General features: G+C 43.0%; 15 protein-coding genes. 3 read left to right on the top strand and 12 right to left on the bottom strand.

The window, feature by feature from the left end; all coding sequences use genetic code 11:
- Positions 1–41 precede the first annotated feature (41 nt).
- The 9 genes from VL121_RS20060 to iolB form a co-directional block, all read right to left on the bottom strand.
- A complete protein-coding gene (locus VL121_RS20060; RefSeq protein ID WP_325408398.1) occupies positions 42–626 on the bottom strand; it encodes a hypothetical protein in 585 nt (194 codons plus the stop codon).
- Between the two features lie 226 nt (positions 627–852).
- A complete protein-coding gene (iolE, locus tag VL121_RS20055; protein WP_325408397.1) occupies positions 853–1,755 on the bottom strand; it encodes a myo-inosose-2 dehydratase in 903 nt (300 codons plus the stop codon).
- A 4-nt stretch (positions 1,756–1,759) separates the two neighbouring features.
- Positions 1,760–3,622 carry a 3D-(3,5/4)-trihydroxycyclohexane-1,2-dione acylhydrolase (decyclizing) gene (gene iolD / locus VL121_RS20050; protein WP_325408396.1) on the bottom strand — a complete coding sequence of 621 codons (1,863 nt, stop codon included), beginning with the start codon at positions 3,620–3,622 and terminating at the stop codon, positions 1,760–1,762.
- Between the two features lie 30 nt (positions 3,623–3,652).
- Positions 3,653–4,594, bottom strand: a complete 942-nt coding sequence (locus VL121_RS20045) for a class II fructose-bisphosphate aldolase (RefSeq protein ID WP_325408395.1) — start codon at positions 4,592–4,594, stop codon at positions 3,653–3,655.
- A 53-nt stretch (positions 4,595–4,647) separates the two neighbouring features.
- Positions 4,648–6,258 (bottom strand): sodium/sugar symporter, encoded by a 1,611-nt coding sequence (locus tag VL121_RS20040; protein ID WP_325408394.1) that lies wholly within the window; start codon positions 6,256–6,258, stop codon positions 4,648–4,650.
- Between the two features lie 129 nt (positions 6,259–6,387).
- Positions 6,388–7,407, bottom strand: a complete 1,020-nt coding sequence (iolG, locus tag VL121_RS20035; RefSeq protein WP_325408393.1) for an inositol 2-dehydrogenase — start codon at positions 7,405–7,407, stop codon at positions 6,388–6,390.
- Positions 7,408–7,451: 44 nt separating this feature from the next.
- Positions 7,452–8,918 (bottom strand): CoA-acylating methylmalonate-semialdehyde dehydrogenase, encoded by a 1,467-nt coding sequence (locus tag VL121_RS20030; protein WP_325408392.1) that lies wholly within the window; start codon positions 8,916–8,918, stop codon positions 7,452–7,454.
- A 176-nt stretch (positions 8,919–9,094) separates the two neighbouring features.
- Positions 9,095–10,111 (bottom strand): 5-dehydro-2-deoxygluconokinase, encoded by a 1,017-nt coding sequence (iolC, locus tag VL121_RS20025; protein ID WP_325408391.1) that lies wholly within the window; start codon positions 10,109–10,111, stop codon positions 9,095–9,097.
- 25 nt (positions 10,112–10,136) lie between these two features.
- Positions 10,137–11,012, bottom strand: a complete 876-nt coding sequence (iolB, locus tag VL121_RS20020; protein ID WP_325408390.1) for a 5-deoxy-glucuronate isomerase — start codon at positions 11,010–11,012, stop codon at positions 10,137–10,139.
- Positions 11,013–11,143: 131 nt separating this feature from the next.
- Between iolB and VL121_RS20015 the strand changes: the two genes are divergently transcribed.
- Positions 11,144–12,175: a LacI family DNA-binding transcriptional regulator gene (locus VL121_RS20015; RefSeq protein WP_325408389.1), complete on the top strand. Its 1,032-nt coding sequence runs from the start codon at positions 11,144–11,146 to the stop codon at positions 12,173–12,175.
- Positions 12,176–12,303: 128 nt separating this feature from the next.
- A complete protein-coding gene (locus tag VL121_RS20010; protein WP_325408388.1) occupies positions 12,304–13,491 on the top strand; it encodes an SGNH/GDSL hydrolase family protein in 1,188 nt (395 codons plus the stop codon).
- A gap of 67 nt (positions 13,492–13,558) precedes the next feature.
- Here VL121_RS20010 and VL121_RS20005 read toward each other — a convergent pair whose 3' ends face one another.
- Positions 13,559–14,050: a lipocalin-like domain-containing protein gene (locus VL121_RS20005; protein ID WP_325408387.1), complete on the bottom strand. Its 492-nt coding sequence runs from the start codon at positions 14,048–14,050 to the stop codon at positions 13,559–13,561.
- A 156-nt stretch (positions 14,051–14,206) separates the two neighbouring features.
- Here VL121_RS20005 and VL121_RS20000 point away from each other — a divergent pair, with 156 nt between their 5' ends.
- Entirely contained in the window at positions 14,207–14,623 is a 417-nt protein-coding gene (locus VL121_RS20000) for a CBS domain-containing protein (protein WP_325408386.1), read from the top strand.
- A 206-nt stretch (positions 14,624–14,829) separates the two neighbouring features.
- Here VL121_RS20000 and VL121_RS19995 read toward each other — a convergent pair whose 3' ends face one another.
- Entirely contained in the window at positions 14,830–16,203 is a 1,374-nt protein-coding gene (locus VL121_RS19995; protein WP_325408385.1) for a 3-keto-disaccharide hydrolase, read from the bottom strand.
- Between the two features lie 329 nt (positions 16,204–16,532).
- Complete coding sequence (locus VL121_RS19990; RefSeq protein WP_325408384.1) at positions 16,533–16,922, bottom strand: hypothetical protein; 390 nt, start codon at positions 16,920–16,922, stop codon at positions 16,533–16,535.
- Between the last annotated feature and the right edge of the window lie 97 nt (positions 16,923–17,019).

Below are 17,019 nucleotides of genomic sequence, written 5' to 3'. Positions count from 1 at the left end.
AGACAACCACTAATGTCTTTGGTGAAATTACAAATAAAAGATTAATGTAGGGTACGGGGTTCATTTACGTGTTCAAATGATATTGAAATCATTTTTTGTATTCTTTGATGAAATGCAACTGATCTCCTTAAAAATAAAAATCCGAAAATTAATGATAGTAATATACCACTTAAGATGTCTCGATTATAATCCTTGCAAAATAACATAGCAATTAAAAAAGCAAAAAAGCAAATAAGTAGTGAAAAAAACATACAGTATGACATTTGGCGCAACGCCAGGAATTTGCTTATTATTTTAAAATTATTAGGGCTTTTTTGCCTTATTTCGACTAGCTCTTTTTCTCTTTCTCCTATGCTTACTGGAAATCCTTCTAATTCTTTTTTCCAGAATTTTTTTATTAAAGGTTGAAAAAGTTCAAAAGCTGGATGATGCAAACAAAAGCCAATGCAATAACAAGAAAGAATAGCAATTGTCACTTCTCCAAGTGACGCATTTTTAATGGATAATGCTAATACCTCAAATGAATAGGGCGCATGGCTTATTAAAAAGGAAGAGAGTATAAATAATGGAATGCCTGGTATCACGGCTCCTACGAATTCAAAAAACTCGAAATTGAATTTATCCATTTTAAAATTTTTAGCTTGCGCTCAATCGATGATTGAGCTATAGATTTAAGATATTAATGAAGTTATAAAACCACTGCTGACGATGTCTCTGACTTCGTTACTTCTATGTTCTTCCGGGACTGTGTCCCGGTAATACAATTTTACCGATCGCCAGAGGTGATAATAAATAAATACGTGGCGAAGATGCCACAACGCCACGCATAGCTAAATTGTAATGAGATATGTTTTACAACCCTGTTACTTTTCTTATATACTGCCTGGCTATCAGCGCATACTCCAGCGGGTTCGCTTTTGCCGGATCCTGTTCGGCTTCCACTACCATCCAGCCTTTGTAATCGCTTTTTTTAATAACAGCAGCCAGTGCCGGAAAATCAATGCAGCCTTCCTCATCGCCGGGCACGGTAAATACACCGTCTTTCACCGCGTCCAGAAAGCTCATGCTTTTATCCTTTACCTGCTGTAAAACTTTGGGTCGAATATCTTTCAGATGTATATGCGCGGCACGGGATATAAACTGTTCCAAACAGGCAACCGGATCTTCTCCGGCAAAATAAAAATGACCGCAGTCGTAATTCAGGTACACATTTTCAGGATCGGTTTCATTCAGCATCCTTTCGGTTTCTTCACGCGTTTGGATGCAGGTACCCATATGATGGTGAAAGGCTAATTTAATACCCCGGTCGCGGGCTATTTTGCCCAGTTCGTTTAAGCCATAAGTAAAGCGCTTCCATTCTTCGTTGTTGTTCAGCATACCTTTTCCCTCCAGTACAGGTACATCTTTTTTCCCCTGGCAGCTATTACCCGTTTCGCCACCGCCAATTACTTTGGCGCCCATCGTTTCTAAGAAATCCAGCAATTGCGTAAAGCTCTTTTTGTTTTCTTCCAACGATATCGTTGTTAGCTCATAGCTGTTCCACTGGTTACAGATCTGCAGGCCCCTTAAGCTGAGCGCTTTTTTTAAAACGGCAATATCGCGGGGAAATTTATTGCCAACCTCGCAGCCGGTAAATCCCGCCAGGGCCATCTCGCTGATGCATTGCTCGAAAGTGTTTTGGGCGCCCAGTTCGGGCATATCGTCATTGGTCCAGTTAATGGGGGCTATGCCCAACTGTATATTTTCGAAGTTCATGTAATTAGAATATGCGTTGTTGTTTTTTGTTTTCTTTATAGGTTTCATAGGCCTTTTGTACCGAAGGCGATGTGGATACTTCCGCAACAGGCACTTCCCACCAGGCATTGTATCCTTTTACTGTACGGTGCAAATGCGTTTCAATATAAATGACGGTTGTGCGTTGCTGTTGCTTTGCCGATGCCAACGCGGCTTTCAGTGAAGCTGCATCCGTAGCCTTTATTACCACAGCGCCCAGGCTTTCCGCATTCCTGACAAGATCAACAGGTAATACTGCACCGTTTAATTGTCCCGACTGATCTTCCCTGAACCTGTACTGGGTACCGAATCTTTCGCTGCCTATGCTTTCCGACAAGCCGCCAATGCTGGCATACCCGTTATTGTTGAGCAATAAAATGGTAAAGCGCACGCCTTCCTGTATAGCCGTAATGATTTCGTGGTTGTTCATCAGGTAGCCGCCATCACCGCAAATAACATATACTTCCCGCTCAGGCGCCGCCATTTTTGCACCTAACCCCGCTGCAATTTCATAGCCCATAGTGGAGTAGCCATATTCCAAGTGGAAATTTTTAGGATCGGTTGCTCTCCATAATTTATGCAGGTCGCCGGGGGCACTGCCGGAAGCGTTGATCATAATATCTTCCCTGCTCATAAAGCTGTTGAGCGTTCCAATTACTACCGCCTGGTCAATAGGGGGTACTGTTCCGTTACCTTCAGCATAAATCCGGGTTACTTCATCATCCCAGGCTTTGTTCATTTGGGCTATTCTTTGCCGGTAACCATCAGCTACCTTGTAATTTCCAAGTGCAGAAAGCAATTCCTCCAGTATAATTTTTGCATCGCCGGTTAGGGGGAGGGCATTGTGTTTATGGGCGTCAAATTCGCTCACATTGATGTTGATGAATGTAACATCAGGGTTTTTAAAAATGGATTTGGAAGCGGTGGTGAAATCACTGTAGCGTGTTCCTATTCCTATTACTACATCTGCTTCATTGGCAATTTCAATGGCATATTTGGTGCCGGTAGCACCCAGTCCGCCCAGGCAATACGGCGCATCATACATCACCGAGCCTTTGCCTGCAAAGGTTTCACCCACGGGTATGCCGGTTTGTGTGGCAAACCGGTGCAATGCTTCACTTGCCCCGCTGTATATGGTTCCCCCACCGGCAACAATAACGGGATTTTTGGACTTGCTGATCCACTCCGCTGCTTTTTTCAACAGGCTGCTGTCTGGCCTGGAGCGGGGGATATGCCATACTCTTTTTTCAAAAAGTGAAGCGGGAAAATCATAGGCATGCGTTTGTACGTCCTGTGGCATGGAAAGGGTAACGGTTCCCGTTTCAGACGGAGAAGTAAGCACCCGCATTACTTCAGGCAATGCATAAATCAATTGTTCGGGACGGTTGATCCTGTCCCAGTATTTGGAAACCGGTTTAAAACAATCGTTCACCGATATATCCTGCGTAAAGGAACTTTCTAATTGCTGTAATACAGGAGCAGGTTCGCGGGTGGCAAAAATATCTCCCGGCAATAATAATACAGGGATACGGTTAATGGTGGCAAGGGCGGCGCCGGTTAACATATTGGTGGCGCCCGGGCCAATGGATGTAGTACAGACAAAAGCGCTTAGCCTGTTCTTTACTTTCGCATAGGCAACAGCAGTATGTACCATGGATTGCTCGTTGCGGCACTGGTAATACCTGAAATCAGGATTCTCCTGTAAGGCCTGCCCCAGTCCGGCTACGTTGCCATGACCAAAGATGCCAAAGCAGCCTGCAAAAAACGGCTGCTCAATGCCATCGCGCTCCGTGTATTGGTTTTTCAAAAATGCGATAGTTGCCTGCGCAACGGTTAATCTTTTTTTCATAACGATTTTATGAATTTTAAATTTAAAATCTCAAATTCCAAATTGCCCTGCCTTTCCTGCTGCCCCCATCAATTCAAACTTCTTCAGCATAAATACTCTATACGTTTCCATAAATATTTTGCCAGGCGTTGTGGGTGCAAACTCATCCGCGCGGTCGCGGAAAAATTCACGATTTACCATTGTCCATAACAGGCGTGTGTCTGTTGCGATATTCACTTTACAAATGCCAAGCGCTATCGCTTTTTTTAATTCATCTTCCTGCACGCCTTTAGCATCCGTTTTCAGTTTGCCGCCGGCGGCGTTAATTCTTTGCACTACTTCCCCGTTTACATTCGATCCTCCATGTAATACCAAAGGAAAGCCGGGCAGGCGTTCCTGTATTTCTTTGAGTATTTGTAATTGTAAGCCCTGTCCGCCTGAAAATTTATAAGCGCCATGACTGGTACCCACTGCAATGGCCAAACTATCACAGCCGGTTTCGTTTACAAAAGTCTCCACATCTTTTGGATTGGTATAGAACGAATGCGCCGCGTCCACGGTAAGATCATCTTCCACGCCCGCCAGCACACCCAGTTCCGCTTCCACGCTGATATTTTTAGCATGGGCTTTTTCCACTACAGCTTTCGTGCGGCCGATATTCTTTTCCAGGTCATCATGCGAAGCGTCAATCATTACAGAAGTATAACCGCCGCTTTCAATAGCATCCCATATATGTGCTTCATATCCATGATCGAGGTGAACAGCGTATACGGTTTGCGGATATATTTTCGCTGCTGCCTGTATCATTGCCAGTAACATGTGCGCATTCGCATAGTCGCGGGCGAAAGGCGTGGTTTGCACAATAAACGGCGCTTTGGCTTCCTGTGCTGCTGCAAACAATCCATGTATCTCTTCCATAAAAAAAACATTCACCGCCGGCACGGCATATTGTCCGTAGCATTTGCTGAATATTTCTTTTGTAGTTAGTAACATAACCGAATTTATATTTTAAATTTTAAATTTGAGATTTCAAATCTCAAATTTGTTTACCAGAACGCTATGTACAAAGCTGCCAGAATACCGCATATAATAGTAGCGCCAACAATAAACGAACGGCTCAGGTTAAACGATGGCATTTCTATCTCAATCTGCCCCTGGTTATTTTTGTTTTTTGAGGTAAGGCTGATGCCAACCATTACCGCCGATAATATCAGGAAAGCGATACCCATCCTGTTTAAGAAAGGTATTTCGGGAAGCCAGAACTTGAACGCGATGGATAGGGGTATGGTAAGTACCGCTGTAGTTAAGGCTGCCGCCGATGTGGCTTTTTTCCAGAACATGCCGAAGAAGAAAATAGCGAATACGCCTGGTGTAATAAAGCTTGAATATTCCTGTATGAACTGGTAGGCCTGTTCCAGCACTTTTAACTGCGGAGCAATTAAAACCGCAATGAGCATAGATACCCAAACAGCGATACGGCCTACGCGGATCAGGTGCCTTTCGGACGCACCTGGTTTTATATAGAGCTTATAAATGTCTAAAGTAAAAATAGTGGAGATGCTATTAGCCTTGCCCGCCAGCGATGCCACAATAGCAGCGGTAAGCGCTGCGAAAGCTACGCCTTTTAGCCCCATAGGTAAAAGGTTCAGCAATACGGGGTAAGCATGATCCGGTTTTACGGTTCCCGCCGCATCCACCATTTCCTGCTGGAACATGCCATTTTGATGCAGCACAAATGCTGCTATACCCGGTATAACAACGATCAATGGAACCAGCAGTTTTAAAAATGCCGCAAAAAGGATTCCTTTCCTGGCCGTTTCTAAGTCGGCGCCCAGCGTACGCTGAATAATATATTGGTTGCAACCCCAGTAGTTCAGGTTATTGATCCACATGGCGCCAATAATAACAGTTAAACCCGGTAAATCTTTGTAGTATGGATTATCCTGTTTCAGTATCATATGAAAATGCGTATCGGCCTGTGTTTTTAATGTTCCGAAAGCGCCCAGTATATCCGGTTTCCCAAATTCTTTCGCTACCAGGTCCAGCGCTAAATAAGTAGTGATCAACCCGCCAATAATAAGCACTATCACCTGCACTACATCCGTATACCCGATTACCTTCATACCGCCAATAGTAATTAATATCGCAAAGAGCGCCAGCGCCACAACCGCTACATTAAAATTGATACCGGCTGTTACTTCTAAGGCCAGGGCGCCCAGGTAAATGATGGAAGTGAGGTTTACGAATATGTACAATAATAACCAGAAGACGGCCATGGTAGTGGCTACAACAGGGTTATACCGTTGCCGCAAAAACTGGGGCATGGTATATATCTTGTTCTTAAGATATACGGGCAAAAAGAAAACAGCAACTACAATTAACGCAGCCGCTGCCATCCATTCGTAGGAAGAGATGGCCAATCCAATAGCAAAACCGGAGCCCGACATGCCTATGAAATGTTCGGCCGAAATGTTGGAAGCAATGAGTGAAGCGCCAATAGCCCAGTAGGTAAGCGATCCCTCCGCAAGGAAAAATCCTGAGGCGGTATTGGATTTGTTGGTTTTCTTTTTATATATCCAGTATCCGTAACCGCCAATGATAGCGAGATACAGAAAAAAAACCAGGTAATCTAATGTGTGCAAGCCAGTTTGGTTCATCGTCAGGGGTTATTAAGTGAGTGGTCAGTAGTGAGTGGTGAGTTGTCAGTGGTAAGTTGTGAGTTGTAAATAGTGAGTGGTAATTCATTCTCTATTTCTCTTCTCTTTCACGTTTCACTTCTTCCTCTGTTATACCTTTATTATTTCTTCCATCTTCACAGCCCTGTTTTCTTTTAAAGACAGGCCCGCGGCAAGTCCTATAGCCGTGGCCATTAGTCCATCGTGCGCGTCTACCGGCGAAGGCGTATCATTTAACACGCAGTCAATGAACGATTGCATGCAGGTACGGTAAGCTTTTTCATAACGTTCTAAGAAAAAGTAAAGCGGTAAAGCGGTTTGTACCGTTTCATTATTATGCTGAATTACATTATCCGGCGTATTATTTTCCGCCTTTGCCATTCCTTTTGAGCCAAATATTTCGAGGCGCTGATCATATCCATACACTGCTTTACGGCTATTGTCTATTACACCAATGACGCCGTTCTCAAACGTAAGTACAATAATGGCGGTATCAATATCATTATATTGTTTGATGCGGGGATCTATCAGTGCATCGCCCTTTACATATACTTCTTTTACTTCGCTGCCTGTGATAAAGCGCGCCATGTCAAAATCGTGTATAGACATATCGAGGAAAAGTCCGCCCGATACTTTTACATATTCTAATGGCGGAGGCGCCGGATCGCGGCTGGTGATCCGCAAAATATGCGGATCGCCAATGCTGTTGTTCCTGACTAATGATCCGATCCTGGCAAAATTGGGATCGAACCGGCGGTTAAAGCCCAGCATGAGTTTTACGCCGTTTTCTTTTACCGCCTGCCGGGCCGAAAGGATGGCAGGAAGCGTAACATCAAGCGGTTTTTCACAAAACACATGTTTCTTCGCCTGCGCGGCGGCGATAGTATAAGGCACATGCTGCGGTGTAGGTGCGCAAATAATAACGGCTTCCACATCCGGGTGGTTAATCACATCTTCTGCGCTTGCGGTTACCTGTGATACACCCAGGCGTTTGGCATATTCATGCGCACCGGCGGAAACATCAGATGCAATGATCACTTCCGCGTTTTGTGTATTGTACAGCAGGTTGGAAAGGTGTATTTGCCCGATGCGCCCAAGTCCGATTACGCCGGTTTTTAATTTTCTTGACATGATTGATGTTGCAATTTGAGATTTGAGATTTGCAATTTGAGATGCTAAAACTTCCTGGTCCATTCTTTCAGCCACCTTTCAATTACCACTTTGGTTTGTGTAAAAAATTCAACAGCATGTTTGCCCTGTCCGTGCAGATCGCCAAAGAAACTTTCTTTCCATCCGCTGAAAGGGAACTGTGCTACCGGCGCCGCAACGCCTATATTAATGCCGATATTACCCGCGTCTGCTTCATTCCTGAACCGGCGGGCATGCAGCCCGCTGCTGGTAAATATACAGGCCATATTGCCATACTTATTGCTGTTTACATAGGCAATAGCTTCTTCAATACTGTTAATATGCACCAGGCTCATCACGGGGCCGAATATTTCGGTACCCGCAATTTCGCCATGAAGCGGTATATCTTCTATAATGGTGGGCTGTATAAAATTACCTTTTTCATATCCCGAAATGGAAGTATTCCGGCCATCTAATAGTAACCTGCCCCCTTCCTGTATGCCTTTCTCTATAAGGCTGTTTACCCGTGTTTTACTATCTGCCGTAATTACCGGTCCCATCTGCACTGCTTCATCCAAGCCAAACCCCGTAGTACGCTTGCGGCTTAGTTCTACCAGGCTTTCCGTAATCTTTGTATGTTCTCCCACAGTAATAATGGTAGAGGCGGCAAGGCAACGTTGTCCTGCGCATCCATACACACTGTCTACCACAATCTGGGTAGTCATGTCTAAGTCTGCATCAGGTAAAATAATCACCGGGTTTTTTGCTCCGCCCTGTGCCTGCATCCGCTTGCCATTAGCGGCGCCTTTGGCGTATACATAACGGGCAATAGCAGACGAACCTACAAAACTTACCGCTTTAATACCGGGATGTTCGAGTATGCCATCAACAACCGCTTTTCCCCCATGCACCATATTAATTACGCCGGGGGGTAAATCTAATTTGGCTACCAGTTCCATTACTTTGGTCATGGTAAGCGGCACTTTTTCTGAAGGCTTAATGAGAAAGCTGTTGCCGCATGCAATGGCATAGGGTAAAAACCAGAAGGGGATCATGCCGGGAAAGTTAAAGGGAGATATACAGGCACAAACACCCAATGGCTGGCGGATCATGTATTCATCAATACCCAAAGAAATATCTTCCGAAAAATCGCCCTGCATTAATGCGGGTATGCCGCACGCATTTTCTACATTCTCAATAGCACGAACCCATTCAGCTTTTGATTCGGCATATGTTTTGCCCGATTCGAGCGTGATGATTTTGGATAGCTCGTCTATATTTTCCTCCAGCAATCTTTTTAAATGAAAAAGATACTGGATCCGTTTTCCGGCGGGCAAACGTTTCCATATGGCAAAAGCATTTTCGGATGATTGTACCGCAGCATTCACGTCAGCTACAGTGCCCGAAGGAACCTGGGCGAGTATTTCCTGGCTGGCCGGGTTTATTACATTCACATACGTGGTTGCACTGCTGCTTACCCACTGCCCATTAATATAATTTCTTAATTTTTCCATATTGATTTTATGTTTTTTTAGCTATCGGCAATCAGCTATCAGCGGCATCGAACCCTGTTACCCTTTCACTTACTTCGGAATGCTTTTTCCCCCTGAAACCTGCAACTTGTGACCTGCACCCTGCAACAATCCCCCGCGGTCTGACGCTTCTTCATCGCGTACCGACCACAGCATTTTCACAGCCCACCCCGTTCATCTGTAAATTGCATCACCTCCTGCAGTGTTGGCATAAAGTTAGCGCAGCCTTCCCGCGTAACAATAATGGCGCCGCAGGCATTGCCCATCCTTGTGCTTTTAAAGAGATTCCATCCTTTTAAAAAACCATAGCAAAATCCTCCGGCAAATGCATCGCCTGCACCCAGCACATTCAATACTTCTACCGGGAAACCCGGTACTTTCACCTCTTCTTTTCCCCTCTCAAATACAGAAGCACCGTCTTTTCCTCTTTTTACGATAAGCGTATCAATGCCGGTAGCCATAATATTTTGTATGGCTTTATTAATGTTGCCTTTTATTTCGGGAGCCGATATTTGCTGGTGCCTGATGGATACCTGGCTGCTATCGGTGAGGTAAGCGGCTAATATCTCTTCCTCTGTTCCTATTACAATATTGAACTGTGGCAATAGTGTACGGATCACAATTCCAAAAGCACGCGGGTCGTGCCACTGGTCGGCTCTGAAATCAAGGTCTAACAATTTTATAACCCCGTTTTTTTGCGCCAGCTCCAGCGCGTAAAACATGGCCGTACGGCTGGGGTCTTTGCTTAATGCCGTTCCCGAAAAGATAGCCGCTTTAAAATTGCTGAAAGGAACAGCATTTACATGATCAATATCTAATTGTATATCTGCACAGTTATCGCGGTAATAAACCAATGGAAATTTATCCGGCGGCTCAATGCCCAGTATAACGGCCGAACTTCGGGTACCCGCTATCGTGGGTATAAAATCGGTGGTTACATTTTCTTTTTGTAAAAAATTTTTAATGAAAGCACCTACCTGGTCGTTGCCAATGCCGGTAAGCAGCGCGGTTTTTAATCCAAGTCTTGTTGCGCCTACCGCGATATTGGTTGGGCATCCGCCAACAAATGCGTTAAATGCTGAAATGTCCGTAAAGGGACTACCTACATTGGCAGAATACAGGTCAATAGAAGATCTCCCGATAGTAAGCAAATCGTATTCCCTTTGTATGCTCATAATTTCAAATCTGAAATTTCAAATATCAAATTGTATTGTTCATTTTCGCTGTAACCATTGGCAGTCGCGGATCCTGTCCCTTCCATGTGCCGAAAATCCATTCCTGCTGCGGATCGGGCGTGTTCGCCAGCGACTGATCGCTGCCCGCAAGAAAATTAAGATAGTATACATTATACCCGTGTCCTGCCACAACAGGGTGATATCCTTTGGGTACAAGCACCGCTTCGTTATTATGCACTTTTATTACTTCATCTAAGGAACGGTCGGCTGTATATACCTGCTGAATGGCAAAGCCGTTGGGCTTGTCTATTTTATAAAAATAGATCTCTTCCAGTTCCGCTTCTAACAGATTGCCATTAGCGTCTACTTTGCGCTCGTCATGCTTATGCGCAGGGTAAGAGCTCCAGTTGCCTGAAGGGGTATATACCTCCACGCATACAATTTTATGGCAATTGAATCCCGGCTGCAGTAAACTGTTGATCTGGCGGTTGGCATTATCGCCGCCCCTGAATTCAATCGCTGCCTCTTCGGGTTGTTTTAAATAAGGCGGATGATCTTCATTGGTGGCTACCCGGCATATGGCTATATCCGTATTACCGGTTTGCGCGGTGAGTGTAAAATGGGTATTGCGGGAAAGGTATAAGGTATGGGCAATGCCGCTAAATACGTCTTTCCTGCCATTGCGGGTTTCCCATTCGCCCTTATCGGAGCTTACCTTAAAATTACCACCCAGCAACACAATGCAATATTCATAATCGCCGGTATGTTGGGAGAATGATTCGTTTTTATCTAATAACCTTGTTTCAAAGTTAAGATAGTTCCAGCCCGCATCCTGTGCAGTGAAATGATGATACCTCCGGTTTCCCGGATCGGGCCTGACAAGCAATTTCTGATCTGGCATTAGCAATATTTTACGCTGGTAAACTTACCATTATAATTTTATTTAAATGGTTTATGTGGCTTGCAAACGTTTGAAATTTTTTGAGTTAAGAAAAAAGCGGAACTTGAGCGGTGATTAGGTCAACATAAAATATGAATAAGCCAGTTACTATAAAAGATATTGCCAGGAAATTCAGGTGCTCACCTTCAACGGTATCGAGGGCGCTGAATAACCATCCTTCTATTAATGAAGATACCCGGCGCAATTTGCAGGAATATGCACAAAAAGTAGGTTACCAGCGTAACCAGGTATCCTTAAACCTGCTCAATACAAAAACAGCGAGCATTGGCGTTATTGTTCCTACCATCAATAATTATTATGAATCGGCCATTATTGAAGGTATTGATGCCGTGCTGCACCCATTGGGTTATACGCTGAATATATGTGTAACCAATGAGCAATACCTGCTGGAATCGGAATATGTAACAAAGCTATTGTCGAACCGCGTGGAGGGCATTTTCCTTTCTGTTTCACAGGAGACCTATGATTTCGGGCATTACGAACACCTGGAAAATGTGGGTAAAAGGAATCTGCCATTAATTTTTATTGACCGCGACTATGAAGGATTTTCCGCAGGAAGTGTAACCATAGATGATTATCATGGCGCCTTTGCGGCAGTGGAACACCTCATCAGCACCGGCCGCAAACGCATCGCTCATTTAAAAGGCCCCAACGGAATGGCCGTTACCGAACAGCGCTTTAAAGGATATACCGAATGTCTTACAAAGTATGGATTACCTGTGGAGGAAAAATTGATTATAAATACCAATTTTAAAGTAGAGAGCGCGCTGGAGCCCACTGCTCAATTGCTGCAACTGGAGCAGCGCCCCGATGCTATATTTGGCGTAAACGACCAGGTAGCTATTGGAGCTATGAAAGTGATAAGAGAAAAAGGATGGAGGGTTCCGGAAGATATTGCCGTAGTGGGTTTTGATAATTCGCCTATTTCAGCTTATATATCACCATCCCTTACATCGGTAGCACGGCCCGGAAGACAGATCGGGGAAGAAGCTGCCAGGATATTCCTGAATTATCCGGAAGCCGCTGCTAAAAAAGATAACCCGGTACATATTGTATTGCCTTCACAATTGATTGTAAGAGACTCTTCTGGAAAATCTAAATAAAAATACTGAATTAAATAGTTTAAACTATAAATTTTTGGGATAGCTTTATAGTAGGGTTTGTGTTTGGTTTTATAATAAAAGTGATGAAAAAAAACTGCTATAAAATTCTATTTGTATCAATTTCATTTTTGCTGTGTAGTATATCAATATTTGCACAGACTTGTTCCAATTCATTTCATATTGTTGTACTTGGTTCTTCTACCGCTGCTGGTGCTGGCGCTTCGCCTAAAAGCAATTCGTATGTAAATCTTTTTACACAATACCTGATTAACTCCGTAAATTCAGGTAGTACTGTTACCAACCTTGCAATTGGTGGCGCCACAACCTATAAAATGCAACCTGGATGGTATAGTCCACCCACAGCTTATCCTGTAGATCCGGAACGCAACATTGACGCAGCTCTTGCATTAAGCCCCGATGGTATATTATTAAACTATCCTTCCAATGATGCCGATCGTGATATTCCTATTGCCGAACAGAAGTCCAATTTTTTAAGAGTTGTTGACAAAGCGGATTCGGCAAATGTTCCGGTATGGATTACTTCTACGCAGCCCCGGAATATTACTGAAGAGGGAAGGGCTAATTTGATCCTGATGCGTGATTGGCTTCAGACTACTTTTACTTCAAAATATATTGACTTTTGGACAGGTATTGCAAACGCTGACGGAACCATTGTTGCCGCGTATAATTCCGGAGATGGTGTTCACCTGAATAATGCCGGACATGCCATTTTATTTGAAAGAGTAAAAAATAGTGGAATGGTTACAGAGATTTGTAACATCGTATTGCCGGTTGAGATTGAAAAATTTCTTGTGGAAAGAAGAAACAATGGCACAAGGCTTGAATGGATTGCCAATGGATTGGAGGGGGAGACGTTTTTCAATATTCAATTCAGTAAAAATGGAGTAGACTGGGAGCAGGCAGGCGTTTTGCATACAGATAATCAGCCACAAATGAGTTCGGGACATTTTACTTATACCCATTTAAATTCAGGAAGTATTTCATCTGTATTGTACTATCGTATTGCAATTAAATACCGAAGTGGTGAAATTCACTACAGCGAAATTAAACAGGTAATTTTCGATAAAGATAGTAATCTCATTTATAGAGTTAGTGCTATGGGCGGAAAAATTACCATTGAAACATTCAGGGATGAGAAGATCAGATACTTTTTATACAACTACCGGGGACAAATTATTGATAAAGGAAATGTTCTTGGCTTGCACTCGCTAAATTTACATACTCGTACGGGGATTTATTTATTGAAAATAATAATGAATAGCGGCAAATCAGAAGTCAGAAAAATTATACTTTGACGTGGTGAATTAACAACGTTTCTTACACTGCACCCTTTTGAATTGTCATGTTATTACAGCGTCTGCTTTAGTGTTGTTTGGTAAAAGTAGAAGTATATTTAAATGATATCCCACTTTCGGTACCCTCCGCAGTAATGATGAGCGTAATACCATCAAACTTTTCAATAGTTGCTGTTTCACCATCAATCGTTATTGTATTTCCTGCCAAACTCCATGTGCCGGTGTCATCACCTGGTTCCTCGCATTTGGTTCCCGCATCGGTATACAGCACGGTGTAATCTGCTTTTAAGGTAACCTGGTCATCTTTTTCGCAAGGCAGCATCATGTCATACAGGTTAATCGTTTGTGATCCGGTTAAAGCAGACGTGGCTGTAGCGGCCTTGAGTGTATAGGTTCCCGAAATATTTTCTTTTGTAATATCCGAGGAGGTTTTCTCTTTTTTGCAGGCAGTAAAAAATAAAGCGGCAAATAAGATAAGCGAAACTGGTTTTAACTGGTTCATCACAGGGCTATTTTTATATTTTAAAATAAACTCATAACGCCTGCTTTTATTGTTCATAATACCAGAAAATAATAAGGACGCATGTAGCGGTACAAAGAAAGTTTCGTACGTTCTTTCTTTTATCCTGACATTAATTGCAGGGGAGCCTGATCTTCATCATCTGCCGGAAATGCGCAGTAGTTTAATTTTGAACCTGAATCTAAAGTAAAGCATATGAAAAAGAGAGAGCCTGTTTCCCGCATTATGACTAAAGATGTTATTAGTGTTGCGGAAAACGATAAATTAGACGAGGTAGTAGCCATTTTCCGTAAAAAAAGCATCAGGCATTTACCGGTTAAAAAAGGAGGTAAGATAACCGGAATGATAAGTCGTAACGATATTAACCGGCTTACATTCGGTGCGCTTTTTGATAACCAGGAAGGGGCTGATGATGCCATATTGCAGATGCTCACCATTCCACAGGTAATGACTGCCGATTTACGTACGGTAAGCAGTGATACGCCTGTGAGGGAAGTGGCGGAAATTTTCAGCACCGCAGAATATCATTCACTTCCGGTAGTTGACAATGAAGAGTTGAAAGGTATTGTTACCACTACCGATATCATAAAATATATGCTGGACCAGTATTAAGCAACGCAACATCAGAAAGCATCTGTACCTTAACCGTTGGGGGCTGTTATAGTATAACAGCCCCTTTTTCCAGTGTTACATAAAGCAAATAATGCGTGTATGTTATAGTGAAAACTGAGCGGACAGAGGTGAAGAGGCAATGGTGAATAGCGAATTTAACCCCTCACCATTTACGCTTCACCACCTCACTTCTAATGCGGATCATGTTATTTCAATACTTTAATCTTCAGGCTTCTGAAACTTACTTCATCGCCATGATCCTGTAATAATAGCCTGCCTTCTTTTCCTTCACCGAAATTAGGCCGATTTTTAAATTTACTGCCGGCTACCAGCTCGCGGAAAGCCTGCGACCCTCTTTCATATGCTAATACTTTTACACCGTTGAGATAATGTTCCACATGATTATTGGGATATACAATAATCCTTCCCTGGTTCCATTCGCCTACAGGTTTTACAAAGCGATCTGTTTTTTTTGCGGCCATTAAATCATACAATGAAGAAAGCGTTCTGTTGCCGGCTATACCCATTTTGGCATCGGGATGGTTTTTATCATCTAATACCTGGTATTCCAGGCCGAGGGCTGATCCTACATTGTTTTCGGAAAGCGTTACAAAGTATTTCACGCCGCTGTTTCCGCCAAAGGAAAGCTTGAATTCAAAAGAAAAATCAAAAGCGCTGTATAAATCATCCGTTACAATATCACCGCCATTGGCAGATTCCTGTCCCTGTGAGGATAATACGGAAATATTTCCGTCTGCTATTTTCCATCCTTTTTCCGGAAAGCTCAGCGTTTTAGCACCTCTCCATCCTTTTGAGCTTACCCCATCAAATAATAACTTCCAGCCATTGTTTTTTTCAAAGGTGGTTAATGTATTGGGTTCGTTGTTCACTACAAAAACATGGGCGGGAAATGGCGCCGGGGAAAGGTTGGCGGTTTGAATACGAATGTTTTTCCAAAGGATCTTTTTCCCGGCATCTGCGGCTTTGCCAATACTGTGTACCTGTAAGGCGATAAATCCCTTAACATCCGCATCATCTACCAGGTAACTGGCGGGTACATCATTGATCCATGTTTTGATCGTATTTCCAATGCATTCCACTTTCACTTTGTTAAACGCTCCCCGTTTATATGCTTTTTGGGCTGCTGAATTCAAATCTAAAGGATATAACCAGCCCCGCCGGCCTTCATCATATATTCCGGCGGTCCATGCCCGGGAGGAAGCATCTAATTCATACTGGTAGCCATATACCCTTCCCTTTCCGTCATTGGCGTCAGGGTTAAAATGACTTCTGATCTGTATACCCGAATTGGTAACAGTGTCGGGTATAAGCACTTCCAGCTCTAAAACAAAATCGCCGTATTCTTTTTCGGTTACTAAAAAGCTGTTTGGGGTGGAGGCTACGGTTGTGCCTGCTATAACACCCTTTTCAACAGTATATTTTGCATTGCCTCCAAGCTGTTTCCAGCCCTGCAGTGTTTTGCCATCGAATAGTTTTGTCCATGTAACTTTTTGCGCATTAACCGAAAGTGAATTAAAACAGAGAAGAAAAGATGCGATGGGGAGTAATAAATTTTTCATACCTGTGCCTTGATGGTTTATATTTTATAGTTCCGCTAATATATTCATAATATCCCGTTTTGGACACAGGAATCCTGATTAGGGTTTGCTCAATAACTGCCATATCTATTCTTTCGATGCCACAAATTTCAGCGGCCCGCAAGCAGGCTGATTTACGGGTACAACTTAAAAATAGCCACTAATGCACGCCGGCTCCTTTGGAGCATGTGTTTATCAAATTCGTTTAATTTTTAACGCAAAGTTCGCAGCAGTTTTTTGCATATTAGGTGGAATATCATTACAGATTTTCCGGCAGAAGTATATTGCGGGGAATGATGCAGGAGTGTTTGCTACCTGGAAACCGGTTCAGACGGACTCATACTGATAAAGCCGGGCAATTTGAGACCAGGCTGCGGCTTGTAAGGTAATATATATATCGTATTGCCTTTTTTATAAGAAATAATAGAACTGGCAGGCTTGGGTTGTTCAGACGATTTAAAATCTGTTTTGCCGTAGTTTTTATTATTAAAAGTATAATTATCTTTTATAGAAAAGGTAACAGTAGATTTAAGATCAGAAAAAACGCCGGAGGTATGCCTTGTTTCCGTATTTCTTTCTTTCTCTCCGGATTTTATCCTGATCCCGCTCACTGCAAATACATACTGGGCAATTGCAAACATAGCCACCAGTATGCAGCTATTTTTAACAATTCTTGCAGGTATGTTTTTGTTTATTTTCATCGTTCAGCAAAAATAATGATTTATATTCAGTATTTCCTATACCGTTCATCATAAATTTTACATGTTATTTAACGTTTATACAATAAAAAAGTTACAA

The sequence above is a fragment of the Agriterribacter sp. genome (assembly GCF_035497235.1).
Taxonomy (GTDB): domain Bacteria; phylum Bacteroidota; class Bacteroidia; order Chitinophagales; family Chitinophagaceae; genus Agriterribacter.
Note: the sequence above shows the minus strand (reverse complement) of the source record. Positions and strands in the feature narration are given on the sequence as shown.